The 13,092-nt window shown below is 39.1% G+C and carries 16 protein-coding genes and 1 pseudogene; 3 read left to right on the top strand and 14 right to left on the bottom strand.

The features are described 5' to 3' along the window. Positions 1-300: 300 nt before the first annotated feature. Positions 301-1,500: an Nramp family divalent metal transporter gene (locus V7783_RS03315; protein WP_335677530.1), complete on the top strand. Its 1,200-nt coding sequence runs from the start codon at positions 301-303 to the stop codon at positions 1,498-1,500. A gap of 104 nt (positions 1,501-1,604) precedes the next feature. On the opposite strand, the gene V7783_RS03320 is transcribed toward V7783_RS03315, so the two are convergent. Continuing rightward, a complete protein-coding gene (locus V7783_RS03320; RefSeq protein ID WP_335677531.1) occupies positions 1,605-2,060 on the bottom strand; it encodes a hypothetical protein in 456 nt (151 codons plus the stop codon). Between V7783_RS03320 and V7783_RS03325 the strand changes: the two genes are divergently transcribed. Continuing rightward, the gene (locus V7783_RS03325; protein WP_335677593.1) at positions 2,045-3,226 is read left to right on the top strand and encodes a PQQ-dependent sugar dehydrogenase; all 1,182 of its coding nucleotides are present in this window, start codon (positions 2,045-2,047) and stop codon (positions 3,224-3,226) included. The two genes, V7783_RS03320 and V7783_RS03325, sit on opposite strands and share 16 nt — an antisense overlap. A gap of 149 nt (positions 3,227-3,375) precedes the next feature. Here V7783_RS03325 and V7783_RS03330 read toward each other — a convergent pair whose 3' ends face one another. The 12 genes and pseudogenes from V7783_RS03330 to V7783_RS03390 form a co-directional block, all read right to left on the bottom strand. Beyond that, the gene (locus tag V7783_RS03330; protein ID WP_335677532.1) at positions 3,376-3,813 is read right to left on the bottom strand and encodes a hypothetical protein; all 438 of its coding nucleotides are present in this window, start codon (positions 3,811-3,813) and stop codon (positions 3,376-3,378) included. Positions 3,814-3,917: 104 nt separating this feature from the next. Next, positions 3,918-4,187 carry a Txe/YoeB family addiction module toxin gene (locus V7783_RS03335; protein ID WP_335677533.1) on the bottom strand — a complete coding sequence of 90 codons (270 nt, stop codon included), beginning with the start codon at positions 4,185-4,187 and terminating at the stop codon, positions 3,918-3,920. After that, positions 4,180-4,434 (bottom strand): type II toxin-antitoxin system Phd/YefM family antitoxin, encoded by a 255-nt coding sequence (locus V7783_RS03340; RefSeq protein WP_335677534.1) that lies wholly within the window; start codon positions 4,432-4,434, stop codon positions 4,180-4,182. Before V7783_RS03340 ends, V7783_RS03335 begins: the two co-directional genes overlap by 8 nt. 498 nt (positions 4,435-4,932) lie before the next feature. After that, entirely contained in the window at positions 4,933-5,343 is a 411-nt protein-coding gene (locus tag V7783_RS03345; RefSeq protein WP_335677535.1) for a hypothetical protein, read from the bottom strand. Positions 5,344-5,549: 206 nt separating this feature from the next. Next, positions 5,550-7,087 (bottom strand): annotated as a pseudogene (locus V7783_RS21195) (transposase). A gap of 182 nt (positions 7,088-7,269) precedes the next feature. Beyond that, entirely contained in the window at positions 7,270-8,064 is a 795-nt protein-coding gene (locus tag V7783_RS03360) for a hypothetical protein (RefSeq protein ID WP_335677538.1), read from the bottom strand. A gap of 103 nt (positions 8,065-8,167) precedes the next feature. Then, entirely contained in the window at positions 8,168-8,455 is a 288-nt protein-coding gene (locus tag V7783_RS03365; protein WP_335677539.1) for a DUF7716 domain-containing protein, read from the bottom strand. A 99-nt stretch (positions 8,456-8,554) separates the two neighbouring features. Then, positions 8,555-9,061 (bottom strand): tetratricopeptide repeat protein, encoded by a 507-nt coding sequence (locus tag V7783_RS03370; RefSeq protein WP_335677540.1) that lies wholly within the window; start codon positions 9,059-9,061, stop codon positions 8,555-8,557. A 118-nt stretch (positions 9,062-9,179) separates the two neighbouring features. Then, the gene (locus V7783_RS03375; RefSeq protein ID WP_335677541.1) at positions 9,180-9,758 is read right to left on the bottom strand and encodes a hypothetical protein; all 579 of its coding nucleotides are present in this window, start codon (positions 9,756-9,758) and stop codon (positions 9,180-9,182) included. Positions 9,759-9,884: 126 nt separating this feature from the next. Further along, on the bottom strand, positions 9,885-10,325 hold the full coding sequence (locus V7783_RS21200) for a hypothetical protein (protein ID WP_442961342.1): 441 nt from the start codon (positions 10,323-10,325) through the stop codon (positions 9,885-9,887). Positions 10,326-10,475: 150 nt separating this feature from the next. After that, entirely contained in the window at positions 10,476-10,874 is a 399-nt protein-coding gene (locus tag V7783_RS03385) for a GNAT family N-acetyltransferase (protein ID WP_335677542.1), read from the bottom strand. A gap of 110 nt (positions 10,875-10,984) precedes the next feature. After that, the gene (locus V7783_RS03390; protein WP_335677543.1) at positions 10,985-11,434 is read right to left on the bottom strand and encodes a GNAT family N-acetyltransferase; all 450 of its coding nucleotides are present in this window, start codon (positions 11,432-11,434) and stop codon (positions 10,985-10,987) included. A 281-nt stretch (positions 11,435-11,715) separates the two neighbouring features. On the opposite strand from V7783_RS03390, the gene V7783_RS03395 reads away from it, so the two are divergent. Further along, on the top strand, positions 11,716-11,844 hold the full coding sequence (locus tag V7783_RS03395; RefSeq protein ID WP_335677544.1) for a phage integrase N-terminal SAM-like domain-containing protein: 129 nt from the start codon (positions 11,716-11,718) through the stop codon (positions 11,842-11,844). Positions 11,845-12,150: 306 nt separating this feature from the next. On the opposite strand, the gene V7783_RS03400 is transcribed toward V7783_RS03395, so the two are convergent. After that, a complete protein-coding gene (locus V7783_RS03400) occupies positions 12,151-13,083 on the bottom strand; it encodes a LysR family transcriptional regulator (RefSeq protein ID WP_335677545.1) in 933 nt (310 codons plus the stop codon). Between the last annotated feature and the right edge of the window lie 9 nt (positions 13,084-13,092).

A 13,092-nucleotide genomic window follows, 5' to 3' on the forward strand; every position in this document is an offset into this window, starting at 1 on the left:
AAAGTGCTATCAAAAAGTTGACGTAAAGTACCATAATAAACACCACACGCCATTATACAGAAGTCTAAATTCTTATTGTTTTTCGTTATATCACTGCGACTAACTGTAGATATTAAACAAAGACAAAGCGCTAATATCTTTTAATTATGCACAAGCTCACGTTACCTTTACTGAGTGAGCTGTATTGTTTAACTTCTATTGTACTTTTAACAATTTAAATTAACTTGTATGCTGTAACATTGATATCAAGCCAAGTAACTAAACACAGTTACAAATATCAAACAAACTCTAAGGTTACTTATGCGATTAGGACCAGGCCTACTTGTTACTGCTGCCTTTATTGGCCCAGGGACTATAACCACGGCCAGTATAGCGGGTGCCAACTTTGGCTTTACGTTGATTTGGACATTACTATTTTCAGTGATAGCGACCATATTATTGCAATCAATGGCTGCCCGCCTTGGTGTGGTAACAGGCCAAGATCTTGCCCAAGCACTGCGCACACATATACAGCACCCATTATTTAAACCCCTCGCCGCCTTTTTAGTGATCAGTGCCATTGGCGTTGGTAGCGCAGCTTATGAAGCCGGAAATTTAAGCGGCGCCACGATGGGATTAATTGAAATTTTTCCTCAAGTGCAAGCACAAGTTTGGACACCCTTAATCGCTATTTTCAGCGCCCTATTGCTTTATAGCGGCAAACATAAAGTGGTAGAAACCGCACTTATCTTTTTAGTGTTGTTGATGAGTTTAGTGTTTATCTCTACCTTGGTTATGGCCGCACCACCTATGGCTGAAGTATTTGCGGGCTTTATACCAAGTATACCTGAAGGCTCTATAACTACGGTATTAGCCTTAGTGGGTACCACCATTGTGCCTTACAACTTATTTTTACACTCAGGTATACTCGCCGCAAAACACGACAAACAAATTGATCAGCCTAAACTCATCAAACACACTAATTTAGATACCAGTATCTCAATCACGCTGGGCGGGGTGATAACACTTGCAATTTTATCCACTGCGTCGGTCGCTTTTTATGGCTCTGAGGTCGGCAAAGTCAGCGCAGCAAATATGGCAATGCAGTTAGAGCCATTACTAGGCAATGCTGCACATTACTTTTTTGCGATTGGCTTATTTTCCGCAGGGCTAACCAGCGCTATCACAGCGCCTCTTGCTGGTGCATACGCCGTATGTGGCATGCTTGGTTGGTCTAATGATATGAACAATAACCGTTTTAAACTTGTTGCTATTGTTATTTTAGTATTTGGGGCTGCGGTTGCCTCACTTGGCTTAGACCCTGTTGCCGTGATCATCTTTGCTCAAGCCGCCAATGGCATATTACTGCCGATTGTGACCACCTACCTTGTATGGCTAGTCAATCAAAAGTCTGTAATGGGCAACTACACCAACTCAATTATTGTTAATCTGTTGATCTTGCCTGTGCTATTACTTATTTTCGGCCTAAGTAGCTATAAATTAATTAGCTTGATTTTTTAGCTTGCCTCTTAAAATCCAAAGCCGCTGCTTATTAGCAACAGCGGCTTTTTGATTGATAGTCGCCAAAGAAAAATATACCGCGGCGAGTTTTATTCATATTAAAATTAGCAGCGGCCATCTTTACTAATATAGTTTTTAGCTAACATAGCGAAAACATACCCACCTACTGCACCAGCAATCAGTTGTGTATAGAACCCCCATCCTCTGGCACCTGCAATAATCGTGATATTCATAATTGACTCAATGGCCACTAAAGCAACTGCAAACGCCGTTACTCCAGCTATAACAAATAGTTGAATGCCATATTTAGGGTGTTTTCTATACAGTAGTCCTGTAACTGAAAATGCGATCGCAAGTGCGACGGCAATTATTGCACCATAGGTTGGTAGTAACCCGAGCCAATCATCAAGCGTTAAATTAACACGATCACTAAAGCTTATCTCTATACCCACATTAACTAATTGATTGACAACATATTGACTATGAAACAAGCTAGCAAGTGTGAATGTAAGTAACCAGGAAGCTAAAAATGAAGGCAACAAACGTGTTAAAAATGGCATGGTTATCTCAACTTAAAATGAAACGCTTTATCCACATTAGCAAAGGCTTAAGCTGTAAACAATCTATCTGTTGTATTACGCTTATTTGTTCTTTTGCGTTTTCAGTACACGCTGGCCCAACATTACCTACCAAACAATACACCATAACTCCCCTTGCTACTGAGCTTAATTCTCCTTGGAGTATGGTTGAATTACCTAATGGCAGCTGGTTAATCACCGAGCGTGACGGCCATGTAGTAGTAGTAAAAAACAACCAGCTATCAAGAGTTAAACTACCTCTTGAAGGATTATATGTTGCCGGCCAAGGCGGTCTACTCGATATCGTGTTATCTCCTGACTACAATGAGTCCAATGAAATTGTTTTTACCTACGCGCAGGGTAACTTAGACGCTAACCGACTCGTAATTGCCAAAGCCGCCTTTGATGGCACTGATTTTTCTCAGCCTAAAATTATTTACCAAGTGGCAACAGATAAAGACACACCACAGCATTATGCTGGCCGCGCTTTAGTATTACCCGATAACACCTTATTATTTTCAAGTGGTGATGGCTTTGATTATCGAGAGCAAGCGCAAGTCATTACCAGCCAACTAGGTAAAGTATTACGCATTAATTTAGATGGCAGTGCGCCCCGCGATAACCCATTTAGTGAGCACGAAAACAGTGCCGCTCAGGCTGTTTTTTCATTAGGCCACCGTAACACCCAAGGCCTAGTGTATGATTACGACACACAGCAAATAATCAGCCACGAGCACGGCCCTGCTGGTGGTGACGAGCTAAATTACTTAACTGCTGGCACTAATTACGGCTGGCCGGTGATCACCAACGGAGATGATTACTCACAAGCACGTATATCACCGTTTAGAGAATACCCTGGAATGGCTAAACCAACCGTAGATTGGACGCCCTCTATCGCCCCATCAGGCATGGCGTATTATGGCTCTGAGCAATCTGCCTTTCCTGTACTGCAAAAGCATGTGCTACTCACCACCCTAGTTGACAGAAAGCTCTACAGCGTTAATTTAGCGAATGGTGAACTTACCCAGACTCATATATTCCCAGAGGTTAATGGACGTTTGCGGGATGTATTTGTGACAACCGAGGGGAATATCGCCGTGTTAACCGATGGAAAAGATGCAAAGTTATTATTCATTACTCCAAAGTGATTAACTTAAATTAAGACGATACCAATTTAACAGGGGTCAGTTTCTTCATCATATTTACTGTGTCAGAATAATATCTTATTAATCACAGTAAATCCTTGGGTTCAGGTTAAAAAGCGAGAAGCTGGTAGCAGTGGCGTTTTAAATTTTTGCTATATTGCGCTTTTACCTAAACCTTTATTTATTTTATGTTGCATGTACACCACATGGAAAATTGATGTGATAAATGGATTCAACCAAAGTTTGTCTCCTCTATTAGAGCCTGTAATTACATTAATACGATTACGTACCATAATTATCCACGTTACATCAAAAACACTTGACGCTAAATGAATAGCCATCGAGCTTTTTAATATTGAAAGATCATGATAATTAACTAAACCATAAATTAAACTACCGAATGAAATAATAAATAAAGCAATGGCCGTTGTAATAAACAAGTTAGAGATTTTAAGTTCGGTATGCTGGTTGATTTGCCTAGAAAACCAGTAAAGTTTATATATAAAATATGAACCTATAGTCAGTACACATAGAACTAAAACCTTTAGCACAGAATCAATTTCAAATATGTCTGTAAGGCCTTTTTTCATTCATTCTCCAATGCTGAAAACATATTTAATCAATCTAGCAATATTACGCTGCGCTTGAAATCACTCTTAAACGCTTTGTTAGCTGCCAGTCTAAGGTGATAGAGTTAATAATGATAACGACATGAGATTATCGTAATTGCCTGTTTATCAACCACATAAACCAGCCTATTTGTGTCATCAATTCGACGTGACCAAAAACCTGATAAGTTTTCTTTCAATGGCTCGGGTTTACCAATACCTTCAAATGGTGAACGCTTTACATCGTTGATGAGCTTGTTGATACGTTTAAGCGTCTTTTTATCTTGGGTTTGCCAATACAAATAATCCCCCCAAGCTTCATCAGTCCAAGATAATAAACGCTGACCATCACTCATCTATCAGCTCTTGCGCTGTTGTTTGACCTGCTCGATACTGTGCGATTGAACGATTCAAGTGTTCCGCATTTTCAGGGGAGCGAAGTAAGTGAACAGTTTCCATCAAACTATTGTAATAGTCCAAGGACATAACAACTGCATCTTCTGTATCTCTGCGCGTAATCACTGTTGTATCAGCATCATTTACCACGCCGTCTAATACTGCTTTTAAGCCATTTCTAGCTTCTGTAAAAGATACGATTTTCATATAACCTCCACATGTACATGTTGTAAGACAAGTATAACCACCGCCTTCATACTTGTACAGTAAGTTGGACATAATATGTGATGACTTTTACAGTAACTAACGAGGCTGTAAAATCTTTCTTTTAGAAAAAATAGCCTCAGCAGAAATTAAAATGGCATATATGTCTTGGTTATTTCTTTATTTAATAGCGCCATGATGAGGTTAACCGATGAATGTCTCGGCTCTGGCATCCTGCTTCGCTCTACCTTCTAAATCCATTTAGTCGTAGTGCCCCAGTATGCCCAAAAGGATATGGGAAAACCCTGGCTGCGATGAGATCGTAATAAGAGATTACTGCGTAACGCACCCTATATGTGTTTGCTGTAAGCTACTTGCTTAACAGCCGCACCGACAGACGAAGTAAACGAATTTGTTTATTGATTTAGAATTGACCGTCAATTTATAAAAACGGTCAAAAAGAACACTAATGCCTATTGACAGAGTTAAGGCTCATATGTGTTATAAGACATTGATTCTTTTATTAAACATATACCAGTATGCAGCAGCCACAATTACTGAGCAATACGCATATATTAATAGAACGCCAAATTCTGCATCTGTGGCTACAGAAATTACATACGTAGGCACCAAACTAAATGGCACTAACATTTTTAAATTAAACCTTTGATACCGTTGAAGTATTAACGCTGTCGGTAAACCATAAGCTAGGGTTAAAAATAAAGCCATGACCCAACCTATAAACGCAACTAAAAATCCAACTTCAAACCCAGTTGTTGAAACTGAAGATTTTGCAACAACTGCATAAAGAAATAAAACTAGATATAAAGCAAATATTGCAGGAAAAACGGAAAAAGGAGCAATTATGCAAGCAATAATATTTTTACGAGTAGTTTCACTAAATGTTTTCATGGCTTATAACGAGCCTGTAGAATTACTCGTTTTTAATTTATTTTTATTGATGGATTAACCATAGCCGAGTTCCTATTTTGATTCAATTAGTTACTTCAATTTTTCGTAAAATATAAAAAGAGGGTTTGCTGTTGCTTTAGTTGGTGTTTTGGAAGGGATTGCAGGTATTTGAGTCGCTATATTTTGGCTTAAAAGGGCTTCTTTTTTTAATGCAGCCTGTTTTGCAGCTTTTCTATGTTATGAACAAGGCAATACAGCTGCCACTGAGCATTCACTTTCGTTTAACCCCGTAAAGTCAATTTATTCATGCCCTTATTGACGGTAATATTCCCGAACACCGGTTCTATGCAGCCAAGTCGTTTACTGTACTGTCGTCGCCCCATTGGACTATCTATTTTGACCTTCATTTTGTCGATGTAGCTTTGCTTTTTACGCGATTCATCATTTTTAAACTGAACTTGCCGCCCTGTTTTTATAGGTGGCTTTCGCATGCATTGCTGTTGCAGGGGGCATACTTTGCAATCTGTTAAGTAACCGCAGAATCGCGTGTACTTTTGATTATGACTGTTTACATTGATACCACTTCGCCACATGGCATTACCTGCGGGGCAACGGCAAGTTTGTGTTGTTTCATCATAATGAAAGTCCTCCGAGGTAAATAGCCGTGGCTTGCCTTTACTGCGTTTTAATCGGCGTTTTTCTTGCTCTGTTTCGTAGGTTTCGTTGTCTTTAAACAGCGGGTTTCGTTTTCTAAATTGGTTATCCGCAATGTAGGCATCAAAGCCACTTTTCGCCATAAACTCAAGATTCACTTCGCTGTTAAACCCACTGTCGGCGGTGAATTTGATGGCGTGTTTATCTGAGGATTCATCTGTGCTCAGTTTATCTAATTGTTGTTTTAATTGCTTAACTGCTGGCTGTAAGGTTTGTTGCTCACCTACCGAGCCCCATGCCTGTGCTTGCAATATAACTTGATGTTTATCGTCATTAATCGCAATGCCATTGTAGCCTTGGATTGTACCTTTTGACGTGGTCATCTTCGCGCTATCGGGGTCGGTAATATTACTTTTTATCGGCTTGCCTTTACTGCCTGTCTTTTCCTCGTGGGTCGCTAAGAACTCGGTGATTTTATCTGCACTTTTATCCAGCTTTTCTTTTGCTTTAAATCCTGAGCTATCAACTCTTCGCCCAGTCCATCTTGTGATTTATGGCGTTCAATAATACGTTTGCTTGCGCGTTCTAGCTTTGCTTTTTTACGGCCAAGTTCATCGAAAGTACCGCTCCACTCTTTACTTGCGTTGGACTTTAACTTGCACCCATCAATGGCGAACATGTTACGGCCTATCAAACCTTCTTCATCACATATCATCAGCACTTGAGTGAACAGCGGTTCAATCTGCTCGTGCATTTTAGCCACGAAACCTGCTATGGATGTATAATGAGGTTGAATATCTCCCGACACACTCATGAACAAAATATTGTTCTCACAAGCTTTGGCTATTCGGCGGCTACTAATTAATCCATGAGCATAACCAAGTAAAATAATTTTTAACATCACCGTGGGTGGATACGCCGCAGCGCCTGTTTTGTCGTTATTATACCACGCGTCAAAGCCCGATAAGTCGAGTTTATTTTCGACAATATAACAAAGGGCATATTCAAATGTTCCCGGCAAAATTTGCTCAGCGAAATTGATAGGAATGAATTTGTTTTGGCAGGATAAGTCAGGCTTGTAGTTGGCCATAACAGTTTACCGTGGGTGAATAATATCTATTAGATCACAGTCACCCAGTGGATTCAAGGTTAAAAAAATCAAGCCAAATGCGTAGAGCCAGTTCCTAAAAAGAGTAATTCTACAGCCTCAACGCCTTACTAAGCGGCGCGAAATGTTGGCTAAAATTGCGAGGAACGAAGCTAGCCAACTGTTTAGCGTCCGTTTGAGTAACTTGTTATACCTAAGTCACACTCCTCTGTTCTAAATGATTGATTAGAAGGGGTAAATATAGATATATGTCCACGATCTAAATACGCCGATAATTCACTCTCTTTGACATTAAGACAATGCGAATTCTCAAAATACTCCGTTGATATTATAATATGTTTGGCAAATAAATATGCATACGAATCTTGATCTTCAAAAAGTTTAGTCGATTTTTGAGCCCAAACTAGAATAACTGTTAGACCAATAAAACGTGCAAGATACTTCCAACCTTCGAGTTGTCTCTTTTCTGTAGATCGTTCAATAGGGATAAAAAACCAATTTATGAAAATAAATAAAGTTAAAAAAGAAGAAACAGCAACAAGCCAAGAATATGGCAGAAATATAGTAGCCAAGACTGCAGAGCCTGTTGGAAAGTAACTTGGTTCATTAAGAGTAAATTCATTAATAAAGTCTTCGGCATGTAACTCTGAGTATTTATATATAAGTACTGCAATACCTCCTAAAACCCATTTAAACCATTTTTTTGAATATAGTTTTTCTAATTGATACCAATACTCTATGGCTACAGCAATAGTAAAAACTGACAAAATTATAAACACAAAAGCGTTTGCGACTATTTGTATTCCTGCTTGCTTAAATATTATTAGGGCAATGATGCCCAAAATCATGTAAAGGCCAAAGCTCAATGCTCCTGCTTTATAAAACTTATCGTGCAACGCTAAGCCTTCAAACTGCGAAATTAAACGAGATAACAGTTCTTCTTTTATTCTTTTTATCAATCTAGACACCAAACTTTTAAATTAGGTATAACGCCTGCCATAAGAGGCGGCATGAAATGCCGTCCGGCCCACGTCTTTTTGTGGGCCAATCTTAATGGCTTTGTTAACCCTTGATCTGGATAAATGCATCGTTGGCATGATAATGCTTAATTGCCTCTAATATTTGTCCAGAACTAGGTTTTTTAATTTGAGCTTGAAGATTCTCTGCTATGGACTGGAGGTATTGCATAGTTAAGAAATACTTCAACTCTTCGAATGTATCGCTAACCCCGTCATCTTCAATTACGGCTGCGACGCTATCAAGTGAAAGCTCACCTTCTGCAACGTAAAGGTCATGATCCCAAGGTAATGACTCAACACGTTCGATTATTTCATTTAAGGTTGATTTCATACTCAAACTCAAGAGGGTTAACGCTTAACATATGGGGATTTTAGGAGCGCTTTTACAGCGAGTAAAATTCCCACCATGATGTTTTTGTTATAAGCCGTTTTACTGTAAATACTGTTTAATAAAAGTAGCAGCAGGTTGATAACCTAATTCGGCTGACTTTTGATACCATTTTTTGGCTATTTCGATATCTTTTGATACCCCTAAGCCATTGAAATAAAGACCACCTAATCCATACATTGCTACAGGATGACCTTTCTCAGCAGCCTTTTCAAACCACTCTGCTGCCTTTTTATAATCTTTGCTTCCAGAGTCTCCAGTTTGATAAGAGTATCCAATATCAAACATCGCCCCAACATTACCTTTTGCCGCAGCTTTTTGGTAATATTCATAAGCTTTTTGAACGTTCTTATTGGTTCCCCAGCCTTCTTTGAAAAGAATACCGACTCCATATTGAGCATCAGGATCTCCACTATCAGCTAGCGGTAACAAAATATCGAAACCTTTTTTATAGTTTCCATTTTTAACTGCATCGTATCCTTCAGCGACAGTATTGGCTGTTACATTGAAAGAAAAAATTATTGAAATTAAAAGTGCAAAATACTTCATGACTATCCTTAGGCTTATAACGCCTCAATAATGGGCGTATAAATGCTTGGCTAAAATTAGTGACGAAGGAGCGCAAGCCAAGCATTATGCGTCCTTTTAATTGACTTGTTATAGCGCCTTACCTACAACACTTTTTTCGTTTTTTATTGGAGCCACAAAAGCAATAATCGTTTTTGTTAGTGTGTTTTTTAGCTAACTCAAGAATAGACGGGTATAGCATTGAAGCTTTCAGTTGTATTTGCTGAATTTCGATAGCTTTAACATTGCCACTATTTTCAAGTCTTAGTTTATCCATACCTCTTTCGATTTCAAGATACTCATTCAGAGTATTATTTTGAATAAGTGGAATGAATTTCATTGGCAAATGATTGTTCTTAATCAAGTGCTCTACTGAATCGTCTGGTGAAAATCTAAGTTCATTATTTCTGTATTCATTAGGAGTTACACACAATAAAGAACCGTCTTTTTGTTTTACAACGGCATGAGCGGTCAGCTTGAGTGCCAAATTGCCCATAATTGAAAAGATCCAACCTAGTTGAACTTCTCCACCATTTGAATGAATATAACTATTGGCATTATTAAGGCAGTTTAATGGAGTTGCAGTTGCATGAGGCTTTATTGGAATTATCTCAAGATTAGATATTTTTGCTTTCCTTAATATTTCCTTATCAAGGCTTGGTGGATCAAAATAATGCATAAATTATACCTGACTCCATTTCGCGCTATAACGCCCTCGTTAATGGGCAAAATATAGTTGGCTAGAATGAGCGACGAAGGAGCAAAAGCCAACTGTATTTTGTCCTTGTTAAACAGCTTGTTATAACTACTTTTCATCTTCGTCATAAATTATTGACGCAAGAGCTGGGCGAACAACAGCAAGAATTAAAACAATAATTACGAGTGCCCCCATAACCAATTTAACTAATTTAAAGAACCACGGTCTCTGCCATATTTTTCCAGTTTCTTCTTCTAGCTTCTTTTGCTTGATGAATTCATCGTATGCTTTATTCAGATCATTGTGTTTAGTAATTTCTGGGTACTCAATGACAATACCAATTTTAGCCAGCGAGACACGAGCTAATTCTGTTTGTTCTTGGTTGACGTAAAGCATATGATTTTTCACATCGGCATAGTAGTGAATACGCTCTTGATCTAATACATCTGCGATTTTAACTGAGTCAACTAAACGCATATCTTGAATTAGCGGTCTATAAATTGGGCTATCTTCATTTGCCCATTTAACGACAAAAATCGCAAGAAGCATTGATATACCCAATACAAGAAGTAGTTTGTGTTCTTTTGTGATTAGTTTACTAATTTTATCTCTCCGTGATATCGACACTACTGCCGAGTTTGCGAGTAGTTATAACGCCGCCATCACGCGCTTGTCGCGTGCATGGCATTGTTAGCCTACCTAAATTGTGACAATGCACTTGTTTTGCTCGGGAAACATTTGATACTGGTAGTCGGAGATAATTTTATTCCAAAATAAACCCGAGTCTCCGACTGTCTCAATTCCAATCTCTTTAATTTCTTGCTCCCGTAACAATGAAACAGCATGATTGAACAAGGCTCTCCCGACTCCCTTGCGACGGTGCCCTTTGGGCACATAAAGTTTGTAAACCTCCGCCATCTCATCGCCTACAGAAAGCGATAAAACCCCTGCATTTTCTCCAGACTCAACCGCTAACAGATAGCTTGGATTCAAACAGCACCAAATATCTACGATGCCCAACCCCTGCTCAAAAGAAAGCTGTTCTTGTACTTTATTAAGCACTCCGACTGGCGGGTTCTCAATAATTTTTATATTCATCTTCGGTGCCTTCATGTACGGCTAACGCCGCCAACACAGGCCGAGCGTAGCGAGGTCCAGTGCAATGCGCTTTTTGCATTGCACGATTGTGCTTGGCCTTGTTAGCTGAATCATAACTGACGCTCTAGAAAAATGACTTTGGTTTTACCTAGCTGAGCGGTTTTGAACTGAATATAACCCCGACGTTTATACATAGCCAAATTTGAAGCGCTGTGTTCGCCAGTAAATAGTTCAACTCTATTTGCTTCAGGAAATGCGCTTTCTAAAGCGGATAGCAATTTAGAACCAATACCTTTTCCCTGTAGTTCCGGCCATACAGACATGCGTCCAATATGACATGTGTCTGACTCTAAATAGGCTTGACCACTTGCCAGTATAGTGTCGCCATCCATGATTTTAAGGACGGTTTTTTGAGAAAAACTATTTTTTAGCTCCTCTAAGTTTTGAGTCAGAGGTGGAATCTTGAAGTCATTATGAAGCTCAGCTTCTGATTTGTAAGCCTCTCGTTGCAGATCAAGAAGTATCTCTGCATCTTCAATTGTCGCCTGAAGTACTTTCATGCACTGAATTCCTCTTTCAGCTAACAGCTTATTGAACACCACTTTGGGGGATTATAACACCCCAAAACGGCGTATATTACATTGCTCCATAATTCCACTAAACTAATCCAATGTAAACAGACAATTACGTATGTTATAAAATTACCGCTGCTAAAATACACCAAAACGACTTTTAATAATGTTATTGGACAAAACACAAACAACTGTCTATACATACAGTATGATTTAAAAATTAAATATTCTTTATGAAATCTCTTTTTTTAAGCATGATTAAGGATCATATGTATAGCAAGCGGTATGCAAAGAGCACTATTGAAGCTTATCTGTTTTGGATAGCTGCCTATATCCGTTTTAATAATATGCAACACCCAAGCTCTCTTTGGGAGACACTCAAGTGGAATTATATTTAAACCATTTAGTCAACTCACAAAATGTAGCGCAAGGCACACAATTTAAAGCATTGAAAGCATAAGTTTCCTATATAAATTTTACGCACTAAAGCACGCCTACAGATGAGCTTGATCCATCATGGCAAACATAATCTCCATATCAGCGTCGGCAAATCATGGCTAAAGCCTATTCCTGCGCAGTGAGCTTCAGACCGAGTTAATCTCACAGCTCGCTAACTTTACTCTCGCTAACTTGCTAACTAAACCCTAAATAAAAAAAGCCGCTGTTCGTTACAAACAGCGGCTTCTCTTCTTAAAGCTTAAAACTTACAGCGCTTTATCGATTTCTTCATCCACCATATTTTTTATTTCCTGCCTTACCCACTGGTGGATTGGACTATTGTGATGAATGAGATGCCAAAATTGTTCAACTTGAAAATCAGCCGTGTAAAACGGTAAATCGTCCACCGTGATGTCGTAACGTTTAGCTAAGTGAGTGACCAGACGTTTTGGTAAGGTAGCAATCAGATCAGTGTTAATTAATAACTCAGGCACCATCGAAAAATGTGGCAAAGATGCCACCACTTCCCGCTGATAACCCAACCTTTTCAGCTCATGATCCATATCAGTTTTACACAAACCATTACCAGAAATGATTAAATGTCGGCTCTGGCAATAGCGCTCTAACGTCATAGGTTGATCAGCCCATTTATGCTTGCAACACATCACTACGGCATAATTATCATTAAATAAACGCTGTTTAAACACGTTAGTGGGTGTCTCATCTGTGGAATACAGCAATAAATCAGCCACCTTTTCCAAGTAGTCATGCAGCGGTATAAACGAGTTGTAAGACACAATTTGTAATTTCAAGTTTGGAGCACGCTGTTGAAAGCGCGCCAACAATTTCGGCACAATCATCATCATTTCGAAATCCAGCGCCCCTATAGTAAACACGCCTGAGTATTGCATAGGGTCAAATTCATCGTCCACCAACATATGACGAATGGTATTGAGTAATATCTCCAGTTCGCTACAAAGGCGCTCACCTTTTGCAGTTAAACGGTACTCATTTTTCACCTTCACCAACAATGGATCATCAAATTGTTCACGCAAGCGCATCAGGGCTCGGCTCACTGCAGGCTGGCTCATATTTAATACTTGAGCGGCTTGACTAATATGCTTATGGATCAATACCTTTTCTAAGATCGTTAACAGATTTAGGTCAATACTACGTAGATTCATCTCAGATATAGCCATGGCATCACC

This window comes from Pseudoalteromonas sp., from assembly GCF_036960685.1.
Taxonomy (GTDB): Bacteria; Pseudomonadota; Gammaproteobacteria; order Enterobacterales; family Alteromonadaceae; genus Pseudoalteromonas.